Consider the following 18267-nt stretch of genomic DNA (forward strand, 5'->3'; position numbering starts at 1 on the left):
GTTGGGTTACGCTATTTAAACGCGGGTGCCCCACAGATCGTATTCATCTGCGTTTTCGACCTTCACGCGGATGATATCGCCAGGTTTCACCCTGGTTTCGCCATTCAGGTATACCGCGCCATCGATTTCCGGGGCGTCAGCCATACTGCGACCAATCGCGCCTTCTTCGTCAACTTCATCAACGATAACCAGAATTTCGCGGCCCACTTTCTCCTGCAAGCGTTCAGCAGAGATCTGCTGTTGCAACTGCATAAAGCGGTTCCAGCGTTCTTCTTTCACCTCTTCCGGGATTTGATCTGGCAGGTCATTGGCGCCAGCGCCTTCTACCGGGCTGTACTTAAAGCAGCCGACGCGATCCAGGCGTGCTTCCTTCAGGAAGTCGAGCAACATCTGGAAGTCTTCTTCTGTTTCCCCCGGGAAACCAACAATGAAGGTGGAGCGCAGCGTCAGTTCAGGACAAATTTCACGCCACTGCTTGATGCGCGCCAGCTGTCTGTCCACGGAGCCTGGGCGTTTCATCAGCTTGAGAATACGCGGGCTGGCATGCTGCAGCGGGATGTCCAGATACGGCAGAATTTTGCCTTCCGCCATCAACGGGATCACGTCATCAACGTGCGGGTAAGGATAGACGTAATGCAGACGCGTCCAGATCCCCAGTTTTGATAACTGTTCGCACAGATCAACCATGCTGGTTTTGACCGGCTCGCCGTTATGGAAACCGGTGCGATGCTTCACATCCACGCCGTACGCGGACGTATCCTGAGAAATGACCAGTATCTCTTTCACGCCCGCATCTACCAGACGCTTGGCTTCGCTGAGTACGTCGCCGATCGGACGACTCACCAGATCGCCACGCATCGACGGAATAATGCAGAACGTGCAGCGGTGGTTGCAGCCTTCAGAAATTTTCAGATAGGCATAATGGCGCGGAGTCAGCTTGACGCCCTGCTCAGGAACCAGACTCTGGAACGGGTTATGCTTTGGTTTTGGCACATAGTGGTGAACGTGCTCCAGAACCTGTTCATAGCTGTGCGGACCGGTGATTTCCAGCACTTTCGGGTGGACTTCACGGATCTGATCGACTTTCGCGCCCAGACAGCCGGTAACGATCACCTTGCCGTTTTCGTTCAACGCTTCGCCGATTGCTTCTAGGGACTCCTGAACCGCGCTGTCGATAAAGCCGCAGGTGTTAACGATAACCATATCCGCGTCGTCGTAGCTTGGCACAACATCATAGCCTTCGGTACGAAGTTCGGTCAGGATGCGCTCAGAATCGACGAGGTTTTTCGGACAACCTAGTGATATAAAACCAATTTTTGCCATTTTCTTATACTGTACATTGCTCGTAATCGGGGGATTATACAGATGCCGTCACGGTACATCTATATCTGATCGGCATAAGACCGGGAGAATAAAGACCAATACCTATAAATAGTGGATCGGTTAGCGGAAGGTGTTTAGCGAGTCTAATTCCGGCTTTAAGTGTCACTTCTTGGCTGTAGAAATTAATTAGCGTAAATTTTTATCTCGTCGAGCGTTATTAATGAGGTTAAATTTGAAAGATATTGTTTTGCAGTCGAAGCTTGAAATGGCTAAAACTCTTTATGCTAATGGTGTGAGTTTATATTATATCTCACTGGCCACAGGCTTAAGTTGGCGTGCATTAATGACAGAATTAACGTTTATCGCCAGTCATGAAATTATTCGGCAAAAAACTGACGCTCGCAAACCCAGAGTTTAAATAATTCACCTGTCTATTACCCATCCTGCAAAATTTGAAAGGTAACGTTAATATGTATATTTCGCCACTGCCGCTCGCGGCGGACTCTGATGTTGATAAACTGAGAGATGATATTGCTAATAAACTTTTATTTACTATTGGCAAAGATCCCGCCATCGCTACGAAACGGGAGTGGCTTAATGCGACGTTATATGCGGTACGCGATCGAATGGTCGAGCGCTGGCACCGTTCTAATCGGGCACAATTCTCTCAGGATGCGCGCCAGGTTTATTATCTGTCGATGGAATTTTTAATTGGCCGTACGTTGTCTAATGCGTTGCTCTCGTTAGGTATTTACGACGAAGTCAGAAGCGCGCTTGAGGCAATGGGGCTGGAACTGGAAGAGCTGATTGACGAGGAAAATGATCCCGGACTTGGGAATGGCGGCCTTGGACGACTGGCGGCTTGTTTCCTTGATTCGCTGGCAACGCTTGGCCTGCCGGGATGCGGATACGGCATTCGCTATAACTACGGTATGTTTAAACAAAATATTGTCGATGGCGTGCAAAAAGAGTCGCTGGACTATTGGTTAGAATATGGTAATCCGTGGGAATTCAAACGTCATAATACGCATTATAAAGTGCGCTTTGGCGGGCGACTGCAACAAGAAGGGAATAAAACCCGCTGGCTAGAAACTGAAGATATTCTGGCGGTGGCCCATGACCAGATTATTCCCGGCTATGCGACGGAAACCACCAATACATTGCGGTTGTGGAACGTTCAGGTAAATAGTGAGGTCAATGCGGGCAAACTGAATCAGCAGGAAGACTTTGCTACGGAAGTGGAAAACAAATATCACTTCGAGCGGATCTCGCGAGTTTTGTACCCGGATGATTCGACTGATGCAGGGCGAGAATTGCGTTTACGCCAGGCCTATTTCCTGGCCTCGGCCACGATTCAGGACATCCTGAGCCGACATTATCAGTTGCACCGCACATACGATAATCTGGCCGATAAAATCGCTATCCATCTCAATGATACGCATCCGGTGCTGGCGATTCCTGAGCTGATGCGTTTGTTGATCGATCATCACCAGTTTAGTTGGGATAACGCGTTTGACGTGACCTGTCAGATTTTTTCTTATACCAACCATACGTTGATGAGCGAGGCGCTGGAAACCTGGCCGGTAGAAATGTTAAGTCGACTTTTACCGCGTCATTTGCAGATTATTTTTGAGATTAACGACCGCTTCCTGAAGACGTTACAGGAGCGCTATCGCGATGACAGCGAACTGTTGCAGCGCGTATCGCTGATTGATGAATCTAATGGGCGCGTGGTGCGCATGGCCTGGCTGGCGGTGGTTGTCAGCCATAAGGTAAATGGCGTGTCGGCGTTGCATTCAAAACTGATGACCGACTCTCTGTTTGCTGATTTTGCGCGTATCTTTCCTCTGCGTTTCACCAACGTAACCAATGGTGTCACGGCGCGGCGTTGGCTGGCGCTGGCTAATCCTCCGCTTGCCAATGTGCTGGATGAGAATATTGGTGAAAGCTGGCGGACCAAATTAATGCAATTGGGCGAGTTAAAGCAATACATAGATTATCCGACGGTGAATGAGGCGGTACGCCGGGCGAAGTATGAAAATAAGCAGCGACTGGCGCAACATATTGCCGCCCATTACGGCGTGGTGGTGAATCCAGATGCGTTGTTTGATGTGCAGGTGAAACGTATTCACGAATACAAGCGGCAGCTTATGAATGTGCTGCATGTGATCACGCGCTATAACCGGATTAAAGCCGCGCCGGATGCCAACTGGGTTCCACGGGTGAATATTTTTGCCGGAAAAGCCGCCTCGTCTTATTATATGGCGAAGCAAATTATCCGCTTAATTAACGATGTGGCGCAGTTAGTCAACAATGACCCGCAAACAGGCGGCAAACTGAAGGTGGTTTTCATCCCAGATTACAGCGTCAGTCTCGCACAGCTAATTATTCCGGCTGCCGATCTGTCAGAGCAAATTTCCCTGGCCGGGACGGAAGCCTCCGGGACCAGCAATATGAAGTTTGGTATGAATGGCGCGTTGACCATTGGTACGCTCGACGGTGCGAATATTGAAATGCGCGAGTACGTTGGGGAAGATAACATCTTCATCTTTGGTAATACGGCTAATCAGGTTGCAGCCTTACGACGCGATGGCTATGACCCGCGACGCCTCTTTGAAAATGATGAGGAACTGCGCCTGGCGCTGACGCAAATCGGTACGGGTATGTTCAGCCCTCAGGAGCCCGGACGTTACAGAGACGTGCTGGATTCATTAATCAATTTTGGCGACAACTATCAGGTGTTGGCGGATTACCGCAGCTATGTGAACTGTCAGGATGCGGTGGATGAGCTGTATCGAACTCCCCGGGAGTGGACGACCAGGACGATGCACAATATTGCCAACATGGGGTATTTCTCATCGGACAGAACGGTGCAGGAATATGCCGACCATATCTGGCGCATAGCTAAAATTCACGTATAGCAATTTTCCCAACGCTGAGCCTCCCTGGTTTTCATAACAGGGAGGCGGTTTGCAAATCGGCCAGAATGGGGGAGAGGATCTTATGGGTATTGCTGTCTTTGCGCGATGAAGCAAACACACTAAATTGCGGCAGGGGAAACGGTGTGTTTATTTTTTTCAGCCCATACAGATGAGCATGTGTTGCAAATACCTTTTCCGGGATCACCCCTATACAATGGGTATTGGACACAATCGTCAGTATCGCCGTAAATGATGAGGTCAGCAGGCAGCGATCCCCGGATCTGAATTTTTTATCCACAATACTGCGATGGTAAATGATTTTTTCATTCTTGGTATTATAACCCACCAGGTTCGCGTTTCTGAATTGTGCTTCGCTAATGGAACTACCGTATAAATCGTTATTCTGCGACGCTACCAGTACCAGGCGCATATCGCATATTTTCTGGCATGAAAGGCTTGCTGACTCAACGGAAAAAGTTGAAAAAATGGCATCCGCCTGACGCATATTCAATAACTCAATAATGCTCTGTTCATTCAGGTCGGCGGTGAGATGCAAGAGACTGATATCGGCGTCGGTATCGATTATCCTCGCGGTAACGTCGGGAATGACGATAGGGGAAATAAAGGATTCCGTATAGAGCGTTAGCCTTTTTTTGGCGGCAGGCGTGGAAAGCGGCATCAGCAACGACAGTTTGTCGATAATAGGGATCGTATTATCATAAAGCTCATCAGAGTAGACCGTCGGTAACAGCGCATTTCCGCTGCGGACAAACAGATTATCCCCCATCATTTCGCGCAGTTTTCTCAAGGACTGGCTGACGGCAGAGGGTGAGATATTCAACATATCAGCGACTCGGGAGATACTGCCTACGCTATAGATCAAACAGAAAATCGTCAGCAGATTGAGATCAATTTTTGAGAGCGTGCGAATTTTCTCTGCATCATTTGCTTTCGACATAGACCCCTCATAATCAGCACTACGGCAGTAATCACATCAGGTATAGCAAAAAATGTCATGCCAGCGGGAAACTGACTCTTTTCGCTAAGCGCATCGCCTGGAGTTGTAACATTGTAAATTATGTTAATCAATTGAGCTTTGTTGATGTAGGACATCTATTTGTTCAAAAAACAACCATACTATTAAGTTGCACCATGGTTGGAAAGAGGAGGAACAAAGTATGGTTGTTGACAGACTGAGAACCGATCTTCTCAACAAATTGATAAACGCCCGTATCGAACTTGCCGCTTATCTGCTGTTGAGAAAAGCGAAAGGCTACATGTCAGTCAGCGAGAGCGATCGTCTGCGTGATAATTTTTTTGTGCTGAATCGCGAATTGCACGAGCAATCACAGCTTCACGGTATGCATCTTGATCAGGAAGAGTGGAATGCCCTTCATCGTGCTGAAGGGGCGTTAGCCGCCGCCGCTGTTTGTCTTATGAGTGGACATCATGATTGTCCAACTTTTATTGCCGTTAACGCAGAGAAACTGGAAAACTGCCTGACAACGCTGACGCTGAGCATCCAGTGTTTGCAATCTTATCCAACGCTGGAACACGTCTGAATCAGGGGGAGGGCGCTCCCCCTTTTCGTTAAGATTATGTAAATGTGACGGGATAATTCCCCCTGCTGGCTACGCTTTATGCAGAGCCATTAAGGAGGTGTTATGCGTCGACTCTTTCTCTGTGCTATCCCACTTGCGCTATTTTCCTCTTATGCCGCCGCGGTAAAGGTGGAGGTGCTGCAAACCAAACTCGATCACCCGTGGTCGCTGGCTTTTTTACCCGATAATCGCGGTATATTAATTACCCTTAAAGGCGGCCAGCTTAGACTTTGGCAACCTGATAAGGGGCTTTCCGACCCGCTGACCGGCGTACCTAAAGTCTGGGCGAATGGTCAGGGAGGATTGTTGGATGTGGCGTTAGCGCCTGATTTTGCACAATCCCGTCGGGTGTGGCTTAGCTTCGCTGAAGCCGACAGTGAAGGTAAAGCCGGCACTGCGGTAGGTTACGGACGCCTGAGCGATGATCTCAAACACCTGCAAGCGTTCCAGACCGTTTTTCGCCAACAGCCGAAACTCTCAACCGGAAACCATTTTGGCGGGCGCATGGTGTTTGATGGCCATGGCTATCTGTTTATTGGCCTGGGTGAAAATAACCAACGTGCAACCGCGCAGGATCTGGATAAATTGCAGGGCAAGGTGGTACGTCTGACCGACGAGGGCAAAACACCGCCGGATAATCCGTTTGTGAATCAGGCGGGGGCGCGGGCAGAAATTTGGTCGTATGGCATCCGTAATCCACAAGGTATGGCGATAAATCCGTGGAGTGATGCGCTGTGGCTCAATGAGCATGGTCCGCGCGGAGGCGATGAAATTAATATCCCCGCAAGAGGCAAAAACTACGGTTGGCCGATCGCGACCTGGGGGATTAACTATAGTGGTCTCAAAATTCCCGAAGCAAAAGGCCAAATTGTTGCGGGTACTGAGCAACCCATCTTTTACTGGGAAAAGTCACCGGCGGTCAGCGGGATGGCTTTTTATCATCGCGATACCTTCCCGCAGTGGCGGCAGAAGTTATTCATTGGCGCATTGAAAGATAAAGAGGTGATCGTGCTGAGCGTCAAAGGGAATGCGGTCACGGAGGATGGTCGCATTTTACAGGATAGAGGGCAGCGGATCCGCGATGTGCGCGTCGGACCAGACGGCTATTTGTACGTGTTAACCGACGAGTCCGACGGGGAATTATTGAAAGTGAGTCCCTGAGCTGATTAGCTGACCGGGATCATTACCACTTTTTGAAATGCCGGGCGTTCAGTCAGTTGCTGATACCAGCGTTCCAGGTGTGGACGCGGGGTCCAGGTGAGACCAACGTTGAACAGGTTATAGACGAATGGCGCAATGGCGATATCCGCCGTGCCGAATTCCGCTCCGGAGAACCACGGCTGGTCCGCCAGCGCGTTATCCAGAATAGCAAACAGCTTATCGCAAACCTGAGTACTTGCCTCAATGGCTGCCATGTCGCGCTGATCGACCGGCGTTCTGACCAGACCAAATAAGATAACCCGGTGCGTAGGACTCAGCGTCTGGTTCGCCCAGTCCATCCATTTTTCGCCGACAGCACGCGCGGCCGGGGCGTCAATCCATAAGCGATTTTGTCCGTACTGAGCCGCCAGATAACGGACTATAGTATTGGATTCCCACAGGACAACGTCCGTTTCATCATCGCGTAGCAGTGGGACCAACCCGTTCGGGTTCATCGCCAGATAGCCGGCGTCGCGGTTACCGCCATGCTGCCCGCCCGCCAGAATTTGGTTATACGGCAGTTCCAGTTCTTCAAGCGTCCACAATACTTTTTTTACGTTGGTCGAGTTATTGCGACCCCACAGTGTAATCATAGTAACCCCGCAAATTAATTGAGCAGCTTCATGGCTGCAGATACCCTCTGACTCGCTCACATGGTGGGGTAAACCTAATATTTACGCAACAACGTCTAAAAAAATCGTGCCAGGGGCAGCGCTGCGCGGCGTTATTGCATAAACTTTAAAAACTTTACCAACTTACGGTTTCTTTAAGCTCGTTAGTGCGATATTACTCACCGCACTTATTTTACACGTCATCCATCAGGTTTTTTCTGCAATGGGTTGGCCGAGGTTGTCTGGCCAGTTTTGTGTAAACACGGTGTGGTATGACGTGGTTTTTTAGAATGGATACTCGGGTGGCATTTATGACGCAATACTTCTCTTCACTTCGCAGCTTTGCTGCAGGTTCTGCACTCTTAATCCTTTTGGCGCCGACCGTACAGGCGGCGGAGCAACCCACGGCTCCGCCGAGCGTGGACGCGCGTGCATGGATCCTGATGGATTACGCCAGCGGCAAGGTGCTGGCGGAAGGTAATGCTGATGAGAAACTGGATCCTGCCAGTCTGACCAAGATTATGACCAGCTATGTGGTCGGTCAGGCGCTGAAGGCCGGAAAAATTAATCTTAACGACATGGTCACCGTGGGCAAAGATGCCTGGGCGACCGGTAATCCGGCCCTGCGCGGTTCGTCGGTTATGTTCCTCAAACCTGGCGATCAGGTTGCGGTATCCGATCTGAACAAAGGCGTTATCATTCAGTCTGGTAATGATGCCTGTATCGCACTCGCTGATTACGTTGCCGGGAGCCAGGAGTCCTTCATCGGTCTGATGAACGGTTACGCGAAAAAGCTGGGACTGACCAATACCACGTTCCAGACGGTGCATGGCCTGGATGCGGCAGGGCAGTTCAGTACCGCGCGTGATATGGCGTTGCTCGGCAAGGCGTTAATCCACGATGTGCCCGAAGAGTACGCTATTCACAAAGAGAAAGAGTTTACCTTTAATAAAATTCGCCAGCCGAACCGCAACCGTCTGTTGTGGAGCACCAACCTGAACGTGGACGGAATGAAAACCGGTACCACGGCGGGCGCAGGTTATAACCTCGTCGCTTCCGCGACCCAGGGCGATATGCGCCTGATCTCCGTCGTGCTGGGAGCGAAAACCGACCGTATCCGTTTTAATGAGTCCGAAAAGCTGCTGACCTGGGGCTTCCGCTTCTTTGAAACCGTTACGCCGATCAAGCCGGATGCCACCTTCGTGACTCAGCGCGTCTGGTTTGGCGATAAGAGCGAAGTCAATTTGGGTGCCGGGGAAGCGGGTTCGGTTACCATCCCGCGCGGTCAGCTTAAGAACCTGAAAGCCAGCTTTACGCTGACCGAGCCACAGTTAACCGCGCCGCTGAAAAAGGGGCAGGTTGTGGGGACTATCGACTTCCAGTTGAACGGTAAATCTATCGAGCAGCGTCCGTTGATGGTGATGGAAGCGGTGGAAGAAGGTGGTTTCTTTAGCCGGATGTGGGATTTTGTGATGATGAAGTTCCACCAGTGGTTTGGCGGTTGGTTCTCTTAATCTAACCGATTGCCGGATGGCGCTACTATCGCTGTCCGGCAGTATCACCTAATACAACAGCTTTATGCGTTGCGCCTTAGCGTATTCCACAAACTCATCGTCGGGGCGGCTATCACTGATGATGGTATCAAAACGTTTTAATTCCCCCATCCTCGCAGGACGTACCTTCCCAAACTTGCTGTGGTCGACCACCAGAACGTGATGCTGCGCCATCGACATTGCCCAGTGTTTCACCGCTAATTCTTCCAGATTAAAGCAGGTCGCGCCTTTCTCAATGTGCACGCCTGCCGCGGAATAAAAGGCGATATCCGGGCACAGATTATTCAGTGTTTCCTGAAAATCGAGCGGTTTGAAGATGGCGTTACTGGCATGAAATTCCCCACCACACAGAATGACGCGACACTGCGGTTTTTCCTGCAATACCAGAAACGTATTTAGCGAGTAGCAGATTGCGGTGAAAGGCAGGTCATTGTCGATAGCCTCAATAATCCACGGCGTGGTCGTGCCGCAGTCGAAAAAGATGGTCTGATGCGCCTGTACGAGGCTCGCCGCCTGCTGGGCGGCACGGCGCTTTTCATCAACCAGACGGGATTTTTGATCGCTGATTAAATAGTGGTTGGCGCTGCGGGGCTCCAGAACAATATAGCCCCCGAGCAAGACGACAGGCGCATTGTTATTATTCAGGTCGCGACGAATGGTCATCTCAGATACGCCCAGCAGCGTCGCGGCTTCTTTGAGGTGTAATTTATCGCTGCGTTTCAGCGCCTGTAGCAACTGACCAATACGCTCGTCGCGTCGAGTTTCCATAGTTCCCCTGGAGAGTAGTATAAGTGCTCGTATTGCGCCTAATACTACTCTTTTTACCGTGGGTTAGTCACGCACCCAGCCTTTACGGATGGGCAGAGCGAAACAGGTGCGATAGCAGGTCTGCAAGCCGAAATATAGGGTAGCGCCGAACCGTTGCCAGATCATCTGGGCGCTCAGGCAGCCGATCAGCCCAGCCAGGAATCCGCCCAGCATATCCAGCGGCCAGTGTACGCCAAGGTAAACGCGCGACCAGGCAATCGCCACGGCGACAACCATCAGCAGCGCGCCAGTCCACAGACGATGCCAGAACAGGAAAGCCAGAGCAAAAGTAAAGATAACCGTGCCGTGATCGCTCGGGAAAGAGTCATCCGCCGCATGGTGGAGGAAGTTGTACCCAATGTGGTTAACGAACGGACGATCGTGGGGGAACAGATGCCCCATCAGCCATGAAATAGTCAGGCCGACTGCCAGCGCTATCGCCATTTTTATGACCAACTGGCGCTGGAGAGTAACCTGAGCGCGCGGTCCCCAAAGCCAGAGAATAACGGCTAACAGCGGGACAATGCTGATTAAATCTTTGGCAATAAATATGGCGAGCGAGATAGCCCATTGCGCAGAGTCCGGCGTGGCATTGATGAGATAAAAAAGCGAGTTGTTCAGATTTTCCAGCATAACGTCCAGACTCAGTGTAATTGTTAAAAGGCCCATAGGGGGAGAGCATAAAATTGCTGTTACAGGATAAAAAGCGGTCTTGTCTTATTTGTCTGCTAAATGACTATTTTTAAGACAATTAATGGGACTTATTGAGCATAATAGCGGCCTCAACTTAAATTAACCTTAAAGCAAAATGTTCTTGAGCAAATGAATGTAAAAATGTGCGCATTTTGCTTTCAAATCACATAATTCACTATCACCGGTACGGCGCATTTATTACACTTTGCGCGTTTTTTCCTTTGCTAAGAGACTGCATGCAAAACCGTTTATCTTCAGGCGCCCGGTTGGGGCGTCAGGCATTACTTTTTCCTCTCTGTCTGGTGCTTTACGAATTCTCTACTTATATCGGTAACGATATGATCCAACCTGGAATGTTGGCGGTGGTGGAGCAATATCAGGCCGGATTAGACTGGGTACCCACTTCCATGACTGCCTATCTGGCGGGTGGCATGTTTTTACAGTGGCTGTTAGGACCGCTGTCGGATCGTATTGGTCGTCGCCCGGTGATGTTAACCGGTGTGCTGTGGTTCATTGTGACCTGCCTTGCGACTCTGCTGGCACAGAATATTGAGCAATTTACCTTTCTGCGTTTCTTGCAGGGGATAAGCCTGTGCTTTATTGGCGCGGTGGGTTACGCCGCAATTCAGGAATCTTTTGAGGAAGCGGTATGCATTAAAATTACCGCGCTGATGGCAAACGTGGCGCTGATTGCGCCGCTGCTGGGACCGTTAGTTGGCGCGGCCTGGGTGCATGTTCTGCCGTGGGAAGGGATGTTTATCCTGTTTGCCGCCCTCGCAGCTATCTCCTTTTTTGGCCTGCAACGCGCGATGCCGGAAACGGCGACCCGGCTTGGTGAAAAACTGTCCATTAAAGATCTGGGTAAAGATTATAAGCTAGTGCTAAAAAATGGGCGTTTTGTTGCCGGCGCGCTGGCGTTGGGTTTTGTCAGCCTGCCGTTACTGGCGTGGATTGCCCAGTCGCCGATTATTATCATCAGCGGAGAACACCTCAGCAGTTACGAATATGGCCTGTTGCAGGTGCCGATTTTTGGGGCGCTGATTGCTGGTAATCTGGTGCTGGCGCGTCTGACTTCGCGCAAGACCGTGCGTTCGCTGATTATCATGGGCGGCTGGCCTATCGCCGTCGGGCTGGTGATTGCCGCGGCGGCCACGGTGGTGTCATCCCATGCGTATTTGTGGATGACGGCGGGTTTGAGTATCTATGCGTTTGGCATTGGCGTGGCGAATGCGGGGTTGGTCCGCCTGACGTTGTTTGCCAGTGAAATGAGTAAGGGTACGGTTTCTGCCGCCATGGGCATGTTGCAGATGCTGATTTTTACCGTCGGTATTGAGTTGAGCAAACATGCTTATCTGCTGGGAGGAAACGGCTTGTTCAGCCTGTTTAATCTGGCAAGCGGCGTACTGTGGCTGATATTGATGGTTATCTTTCTGAAAGATAAACGGGTAGGGAATTCCCGGGAAGGCTGAAGCCCGGTTGCCCGGGCTTCGCAAAACTTAGTGGTGATCGTCAATCTGATGTTCGATGATCATCCCTTCACCTACGCTGGCAACATGTCGCGCATAAGGATGCGCGCGATAGACCGGGGCCGGGGCAGGTGCCGGCGCAACATACACCGTTTGCGGCGCGGTCGTCACGCTGACCGCCTGCGGAACGCTGACGGAAGAGGGCACGACCACCACTTTATAACCGCTTGGTACATCCACGGTAACGCTTTGCGCAAATGCTGTTCCGGTAAAGCCCAGCAACAATGTCGCCATCAGTACACTTTTCTTCATGATTCGCTCGCCTGAAGTAATCACCGGAGGTAATAATCCAGTGGAGTTAATTTGAGGCGGATTATGAATAGATCATATCATCATTTTGTTGCCGTCTGTGCTGAGGCGTTAATGCGTAAACGGCGCTTCGTTTTTTAATACGCGGTCGATAACATCCAGCACACCCTCTTCATTGTTCGATCCCGCGCGATATTTTGCCGCCTGGACAACCGGTTCGTGAGCGTTGGCCATTGCGAAACTAAATCCCGCCTGACGCAGCATCTCAATATCATTTCCGCCATCGCCAAACACAACAACCTCGTCGTCGCTAATATTCCAGCGTTGTTGCAGCAGGCGCAGACCGTTTGCCTTATGCACACCTGGAATAATTAAATCGATGCTGCCGTAGCCGGTATGCACCGGTACCATGATATCGCCAATTGCCTCATGGAGATCGGCCTGCACCTGCGGGATACGGTCGTCTGAAATATTCAGCCCGAATTTGAAAAAAACGTCGTTGAGATTGTCAAAATTATCTACAAACTCAAGACGATGATAGTACATGGCGGAAACGGATTTATGCTCATCGCTGTATTTTTTGAGCGTATAGGCGCTGTTTTTACCGCAGGCGATAATGTCGATGTCCGTACGGGTCAACAGATGATCCACGATGGCCTTGAAATCGTCTTTTGCCAGTTCACCGTTAAAAATATCTTTCCCTTCACTGACTACCCAACCGCCGTTTTCAGCGACAAATGAGATTTCATTGGCCAGTTCAGGGAAAAAGGAGATGAGCTGGTAATACTGGTTGCCGCTGGCGACGACAAAACGGATGCCTTGTTTTTTCATCTGATGGTATTGCGCCATAAACCGCTCACGGTTATAGGTTTTTTGGTCGCTTAAAAAAGTGCCGTCCATGTCGACTGCAATTAATTTGATGCTCATTAGCTGTTCTCCATCACAGGGGTATTTTTGAGATCCGGTTTCGCCACCGCTTTCGCGACGATGGCGGCGATAAGCACCAGCGCCAGCACCACCAGCATAGCGCTGCGCAGGCCGTAGTGTTCACCCAGATAGCCGAGCAGCGGCGGCCCTACCAGGAACGCCAGGTAGCCGGTGGTCGCCACAACGCTGACGCGGGTTGGCGCATCGGGACCGGTGTCGCTGGCGGCTGAAATGGTCAGCGGGAAGCCGAGTGATGCGCCAAGCCCCCAGAGAATAACGGAAACACCTGCTACCCATGTGCTATCGACAAAAATAATCAGACTGATGCCAAGCGCACCCATCAGCGCGCTGGCACGCACTACCGCGACGCGGCTGTAGCGGTCGATGAACCAGCCGCCGGTGAATCGACCCACGGTCATACCCAGCGTAAAACCAGCATAAATCAGCGAGCCTGATGTCGGGCTAAACCCGTGGCCATCTACCATTAGCAGCGGCAGCCAGTCGTTGGCCGAACCTTCAGCAAACGCCATTGCCAGCACTACGACGCCAATCAGCAGCAACTGAATGTCGCGATAAAAAGGCACGCCTTTTTCGCTGGAGTGAGCGCCGTCAGAGGCATTCTTGCCTGTGCCGTCTGGAATGGCCTTGATGGCGATAAAGATAGGCGTGATTGCCACCATTGCCGCCAGTAAAATATGTAAAGTCGCTGGAACGCTGAAGGCGGTAAGCATCATCCCGACCCCGGCTCCCGCCAGCGTTCCCAGACTGTAAAAACCATGCATCATCGGCAGCACGGTTTTGTTCATTTCGCGCTCAACTGCCGCGCCTTCGACGTTGATGGCGACTTCCGCCGCGCCAAAGCTGGCGCCAAACACGCCCAGGCCAAACGCGAAAAGCCATGCGGAATGCAACCAGAGCGCTGCGCTGAGGATAGCCATCCCGAGGACTGCACAGGACATGGTGGTGCGGATCACTTTACGCGTGCCAAATCGTTTCACCAGCCAGGCCGAACAAAGAATGCCACTCATCGAACCAATTGAGAGTCCAAACAATACCGCGCCCATTTCGGCGGTGGAGATGGAGAGGATATCTCGGATGGCAGGAGTACGCGTTGCCCAGGAAGCCATTAGTAATCCGGGTAAAAAGAAAAACGTGAAAAGCGCCCAGGTGCGACGTCTTAAGGCTTTGCGTGATGAGATGCCAGTCATGAATTCGAGCCAAAGAAAAGAGGGAAGAAGACAACATTAGCAAGACTGTGTACATTTGTACACAAATGCAAGGAGAGGAAATGCAGTGCGACGCGCGAACGATCCGCTACGGCGGGAAAAGATAGTTCAGGCCACCCTGGCGGCGGTAATCGCCTACGGTGTCCATGGGGTTACGCACCGAAAAATCGCCATGATTGCCGGGGTGCCGCTGGGTTCAATGACCTATTATTTCTCAGGAATAGATGAGCTTTTAATGGAGGCGTTCGGGCGCTTTACTGACACAATGTCTCAGCAGTATCAGGCTTTTTTTGCCGACGTTGCGGATGCGCAGGCAGCCTGCCATGCCATTACCGAGATGATTTACAGCTCCCAGGTTACGACGCCCGATAATATGGAACTTATGTACCAGCTGTATGCTTTCGCCAGTCGCAAACCGACGTTGAAAATGGTGATGCAAAACTGGATGTTACGCAGTCAACAAACGCTGGAACAATGGTTTGAACCGGTAACTGCGCGGGCGCTGGATGCGTTTCTCGAAGGAATGACGCTGCATTTTGTCACCGACAAAAAACCGCTGTCGCGGGAAGATATTCTGGTGATGGTGGAGCGTATTGCCGGATTGCCGCAGAGATAAAATTATCAAAATGGTTTGTCGAGGCGGGTAACGGCCTGACGTAAAAAATCGATGACTTTCATCGCCGCTGGCGTCAATGGTCGGGCGGCTATTTTTACCGTCCCGACATCCATATAAGTAATAAAATCATCAATCGTTCTGTGCATAACGCGCAGACCATCCAGTGACCACGGGCGATACACCAGGTCGGATAAAATGGTTATGCCTCTGCCTTTTGCAACCAGGCTTCTTATGGCTTCAAAAGAGTTGCTGCGAAAACTGATATTGGGCGTATAACCACGCTGCTGCCAGTAATTGATGATTACGTCAGGGTACTTATCGGTTTCCAGCAGTAAAAATGGAAGCTTCTCGACGTCTTTTAAACGGATCGAAGATTTGCTCTGTAGCGGATGCCCAATAGACGTCCACAGGCGGCGCTGTGAACGAATAAATGTTTCGATCTCCAGGTCGTTATCATGGCTGATGTTTGAGGTCAGAAGCAGACAAAAATCGACCTTGTGTTCCCGGAGCGCTTGTACCAGTTCCGGTGCTGTAGCTTCATAAAACACGATCTCCAGCAAAGGAAAACGTCGTTCAATATCGTTGAGTATATCCGGGATAAGATAAGCAGAGAGCGTTTCGGCAATGCCTATGCGCACCGTGCCGGTAAGAATTTCACTCCTGTCATGCAGGTCGTCAACAGCCGAGTGGCTACTGTTGATGATGTTGCAGGCATGTGCCAGAAAGCGCTCGCCCTCGGCGGTGAGCTTCACCCCTTTGGGGTAACGTACAAATAGCTGCACGTCTAATGCTTTTTCCAGATTCCGCATGGCAATAGTCATTGATGACTGAGAAATATGACAGCGCGCAGCAGCTTTGGAAATTTGTAATGTTTCTGCAAGTGCGATGTAAAACTCAAGTTGCCTTAGCGTAAATTTCATAGTTTTAATCTATGCACATGGATAAAAACGTTATATTAGCATTCATTTTCACGCCGCCGTAGCCTTGTGGTCATACCGTACAACTGACAATAAGGCGCATATATGCCCTATCTTTTACTCAGTCTGGCTGCCTGTTTTTGGGGTGGAAATTATGTGATTGGTCATCTATTGGTCGCTGAAGTTGATCCCATTGTTTTATCAGCGGCACGCTGGATATTTACCGCGTTATTATTGATGGCGCTCTATTTTCGTCAGGTCGCAGATCAATGGCCGGTGATGAAAAAATCCTTTGGTACTATCGTCTTCCTCGCGCTTTGTGGTCAGGTTCTTTTTCCCTTAACGCTGTATATCGGCCTGCAATATACAACCTCGCTCAATGCGGCGATTTATATGTCCACCACCCCGGCGCTCGTTCTGTTAATCAATAAGTTCTTTTTTAAAGAGCGGATTTCTGCGCGAAATATAGCCGGTGTGATCCTGAGTACAGTTGGTGTTACCTGGCTGGTGTCGCAGGGCGATATGATACACGCGCGGGTATTTGCACATCTGAATCAGGGCGATGTCTGGACCATGGGGTCGGCGGTAAGTTGGGCTGTTTATTGTGCTTTTTTGCGCATTAAACCGCGTGAGGTGAAGGGAAATGCCTTTGTCGCCGTGAGCGCGCTGCTCGGTGCGATGGTGCTTATTCCGGTACTGGCTGTGGCGCTGATGCGCAATGGTATTCCGGGCTGGGATAGCTATGCCAATACAGGCGTTATTACTGGGCTGGCATACCTTGTTATTTTTCCTTCCTGGCTGTCATATCTGTTATGGAACAAAGGGATTAGCGCCATTGGCGCAACTCGCGGAGAGATATATTCACACTTGATCCCACTGAGTGGCGGATTATTTAGCGTTATGTTTTTGCACGTCACTCTGCATTCATATCATCTGGTGAGCGCGTTGGTTATTATGTGCGGTATAGCATTGTGTTCCCGCCCGAGTGCAAAAAAAGGCTCGCAGCAGCGCGCGGTGTAAAAAAGCGAGTAAATTAGCTTACAGTTGCGCCCCCGGTAATATTTACCACTGTGGCGGTTATTGCTCCGGCATGGTCTGAAGCCAGAAAGGTTGTAATCTCAGCGATTTGTGCCAGCGTAGGCAGGCGTCCGATCATGGTGCCTTGTGCCGCACCGCCTAACCATTGTTCGACGGTTAAACCCATTGACTGCGCTTTCGCGGTGAAAATCTCCCCGGTATAGGAACCGGCCGCTACCGCATCCACAATCGCATGCGAGCGCACGCCGACGACACGAATGTTTATTGGTCCCGTCTCGCTGGCAAGCGCTTTAATAAACGCTTCTGTTCCTGCACAGCCGACGATATGGCCGAGATGCCCGGGCATCGCCATCGGGGCGGCGGGCGCAACGATGGTGAGAATGACGCCCGCTCGATCGCCGCCCATGTGCGGCGTTACGGCTTTTGCGATATTGAACTGCGCCGCAAGGAAAGGGGTGATACCACTCATAAACTCAGAGAGGGATAATGCGTCGATGCGCTTGCCCTGTTCATGCATAAAGCCGGTCGCGTTAACCACCACATCAATTCCACCGATTTGCTGTACCAGGCGGGTAACTTGTGTTGAGGTGTCGTGCTCGTCGAGCACATCGGTGATAAACGTATCGACGGTACCCCCCGCCATTCGCAGGCGACTGGCCGCCCAATCAAGCTTTTCCTGACAGCGCGCGCCCAGGCATACATGGCCACCTTCGCGCGCCATCGCCTGTGCAACCGCGCTACCAATAGCACCGCTGCCGCCGAAGATCACCGCAACCTTTCCAGTAAGCAACATAGTAAACTCCCGTCACCTTTAAGCACCGATTAAAAGTATGTGCCATAACCGGCGTGCTGCAAATTTAGGGAGGAATTACGGGGAGAAGGGGGGATAGCAAATTTCAGGCAACAAAAAACCCATCAACCTTGAACCAAAACGGCGGGGTTGATGGGCTCCACAAATTGGGGACATCAAAGAAAAGCAGTGGCAATAGTTATGACTGACACCTTGAAGAAAAGTTCTGCTGAACTGCAAAAAATTTTCTTTTAAGGGTAATTTTCAGT

18 protein-coding genes are annotated in these 18267 nt (G+C 50.8%); 8 read left to right on the top strand and 10 right to left on the bottom strand.

Translation table 11 applies throughout. The features are described from left to right. Nucleotides 1-15: 15 nt before the first annotated feature. Nucleotides 16-1323 carry a 30S ribosomal protein S12 methylthiotransferase RimO gene (rimO, locus tag OOJ59_RS03360; RefSeq protein WP_038639187.1) on the bottom strand — a complete coding sequence of 436 codons (1308 nt, stop codon included), beginning with the start codon at nucleotides 1321-1323 and terminating at the stop codon, nucleotides 16-18. A 232-nt stretch (nucleotides 1324-1555) separates the two neighbouring features. On the opposite strand from rimO, the gene OOJ59_RS03365 reads away from it, so the two are divergent. Beyond that, on the top strand, nucleotides 1556-1741 hold the full coding sequence (locus tag OOJ59_RS03365; protein WP_223229568.1) for a glycine cleavage system protein T: 186 nt from the start codon (nucleotides 1556-1558) through the stop codon (nucleotides 1739-1741). 52 nt (nucleotides 1742-1793) lie between these two features. Continuing rightward, complete coding sequence (glgP, locus tag OOJ59_RS03370) at nucleotides 1794-4244, top strand: glycogen phosphorylase (RefSeq protein WP_160955546.1); 2451 nt, start codon at nucleotides 1794-1796, stop codon at nucleotides 4242-4244. 31 nt (nucleotides 4245-4275) lie between these two features. Here the strand turns inward: glgP and OOJ59_RS03375 are convergent, their stop codons facing one another. Further along, nucleotides 4276-5202, bottom strand: a complete 927-nt coding sequence (locus OOJ59_RS03375; RefSeq protein ID WP_087857581.1) for a LysR family transcriptional regulator — start codon at nucleotides 5200-5202, stop codon at nucleotides 4276-4278. A gap of 220 nt (nucleotides 5203-5422) precedes the next feature. Between OOJ59_RS03375 and bssR the strand changes: the two genes are divergently transcribed. Together bssR and OOJ59_RS03385 are read left to right on the top strand one after the other, a co-directional pair. Continuing rightward, on the top strand, nucleotides 5423-5806 hold the full coding sequence (gene bssR, locus OOJ59_RS03380; RefSeq protein ID WP_006685335.1) for a biofilm formation regulator BssR: 384 nt from the start codon (nucleotides 5423-5425) through the stop codon (nucleotides 5804-5806). Between the two features lie 102 nt (nucleotides 5807-5908). Further along, nucleotides 5909-7006 carry a PQQ-dependent sugar dehydrogenase gene (locus OOJ59_RS03385; protein ID WP_160955547.1) on the top strand — a complete coding sequence of 366 codons (1098 nt, stop codon included), beginning with the start codon at nucleotides 5909-5911 and terminating at the stop codon, nucleotides 7004-7006. A 5-nt stretch (nucleotides 7007-7011) separates the two neighbouring features. Here the strand turns inward: OOJ59_RS03385 and OOJ59_RS03390 are convergent, their stop codons facing one another. Then, on the bottom strand, nucleotides 7012-7638 hold the full coding sequence (locus OOJ59_RS03390; RefSeq protein ID WP_137350979.1) for a glutathione S-transferase family protein: 627 nt from the start codon (nucleotides 7636-7638) through the stop codon (nucleotides 7012-7014). Between the two features lie 329 nt (nucleotides 7639-7967). Between OOJ59_RS03390 and dacC the strand changes: the two genes are divergently transcribed. After that, entirely contained in the window at nucleotides 7968-9170 is a 1203-nt protein-coding gene (gene dacC, locus OOJ59_RS03395; RefSeq protein ID WP_032940149.1) for a serine-type D-Ala-D-Ala carboxypeptidase, read from the top strand. 48 nt (nucleotides 9171-9218) lie between these two features. Here dacC and deoR read toward each other — a convergent pair whose 3' ends face one another. Further along, nucleotides 9219-9977, bottom strand: a complete 759-nt coding sequence (deoR, locus tag OOJ59_RS03400; RefSeq protein ID WP_085049174.1) for a DNA-binding transcriptional repressor DeoR — start codon at nucleotides 9975-9977, stop codon at nucleotides 9219-9221. Nucleotides 9978-10040: 63 nt separating this feature from the next. After that, the gene (ybjG, locus tag OOJ59_RS03405) at nucleotides 10041-10649 is read right to left on the bottom strand and encodes an undecaprenyl-diphosphate phosphatase (RefSeq protein ID WP_038639201.1); all 609 of its coding nucleotides are present in this window, start codon (nucleotides 10647-10649) and stop codon (nucleotides 10041-10043) included. Nucleotides 10650-10945: 296 nt separating this feature from the next. On the opposite strand from ybjG, the gene OOJ59_RS03410 reads away from it, so the two are divergent. Then, nucleotides 10946-12178, top strand: a complete 1233-nt coding sequence (locus OOJ59_RS03410; RefSeq protein ID WP_038639204.1) for an MFS transporter — start codon at nucleotides 10946-10948, stop codon at nucleotides 12176-12178. A 27-nt stretch (nucleotides 12179-12205) separates the two neighbouring features. On the opposite strand, the gene OOJ59_RS03415 is transcribed toward OOJ59_RS03410, so the two are convergent. The 3 genes from OOJ59_RS03415 to OOJ59_RS03425 form a co-directional block, all read right to left on the bottom strand. Beyond that, nucleotides 12206-12487 (bottom strand): hypothetical protein, encoded by a 282-nt coding sequence (locus tag OOJ59_RS03415; RefSeq protein WP_038639207.1) that lies wholly within the window; start codon nucleotides 12485-12487, stop codon nucleotides 12206-12208. A 108-nt stretch (nucleotides 12488-12595) separates the two neighbouring features. Further along, complete coding sequence (locus OOJ59_RS03420) at nucleotides 12596-13411, bottom strand: Cof-type HAD-IIB family hydrolase (protein WP_087857578.1); 816 nt, start codon at nucleotides 13409-13411, stop codon at nucleotides 12596-12598. Continuing rightward, the gene (locus tag OOJ59_RS03425) at nucleotides 13411-14619 is read right to left on the bottom strand and encodes an MFS transporter (RefSeq protein ID WP_085049177.1); all 1209 of its coding nucleotides are present in this window, start codon (nucleotides 14617-14619) and stop codon (nucleotides 13411-13413) included. Before OOJ59_RS03425 ends, OOJ59_RS03420 begins: the two co-directional genes overlap by 1 nt. A gap of 85 nt (nucleotides 14620-14704) precedes the next feature. Between OOJ59_RS03425 and OOJ59_RS03430 the strand changes: the two genes are divergently transcribed. Then, nucleotides 14705-15253, top strand: a complete 549-nt coding sequence (locus OOJ59_RS03430; protein WP_121528821.1) for a TetR/AcrR family transcriptional regulator — start codon at nucleotides 14705-14707, stop codon at nucleotides 15251-15253. 5 nt (nucleotides 15254-15258) lie between these two features. Here the strand turns inward: OOJ59_RS03430 and OOJ59_RS03435 are convergent, their stop codons facing one another. Then, the gene (locus OOJ59_RS03435; RefSeq protein ID WP_137347400.1) at nucleotides 15259-16173 is read right to left on the bottom strand and encodes a LysR family transcriptional regulator; all 915 of its coding nucleotides are present in this window, start codon (nucleotides 16171-16173) and stop codon (nucleotides 15259-15261) included. Nucleotides 16174-16275: 102 nt separating this feature from the next. On the opposite strand from OOJ59_RS03435, the gene OOJ59_RS03440 reads away from it, so the two are divergent. Continuing rightward, the gene (locus OOJ59_RS03440) at nucleotides 16276-17190 is read left to right on the top strand and encodes a DMT family transporter (protein WP_160955548.1); all 915 of its coding nucleotides are present in this window, start codon (nucleotides 16276-16278) and stop codon (nucleotides 17188-17190) included. 13 nt (nucleotides 17191-17203) lie between these two features. Here OOJ59_RS03440 and OOJ59_RS03445 read toward each other — a convergent pair whose 3' ends face one another. Continuing rightward, nucleotides 17204-18001: an SDR family NAD(P)-dependent oxidoreductase gene (locus OOJ59_RS03445; RefSeq protein WP_160955549.1), complete on the bottom strand. Its 798-nt coding sequence runs from the start codon at nucleotides 17999-18001 to the stop codon at nucleotides 17204-17206. Between the last annotated feature and the right edge of the window lie 266 nt (nucleotides 18002-18267).

Origin of the sequence: Citrobacter sp. W9, from assembly GCF_026719375.1 — a bacterium.
Classification (GTDB): domain Bacteria; phylum Pseudomonadota; class Gammaproteobacteria; order Enterobacterales; family Enterobacteriaceae; genus Citrobacter; species Citrobacter werkmanii.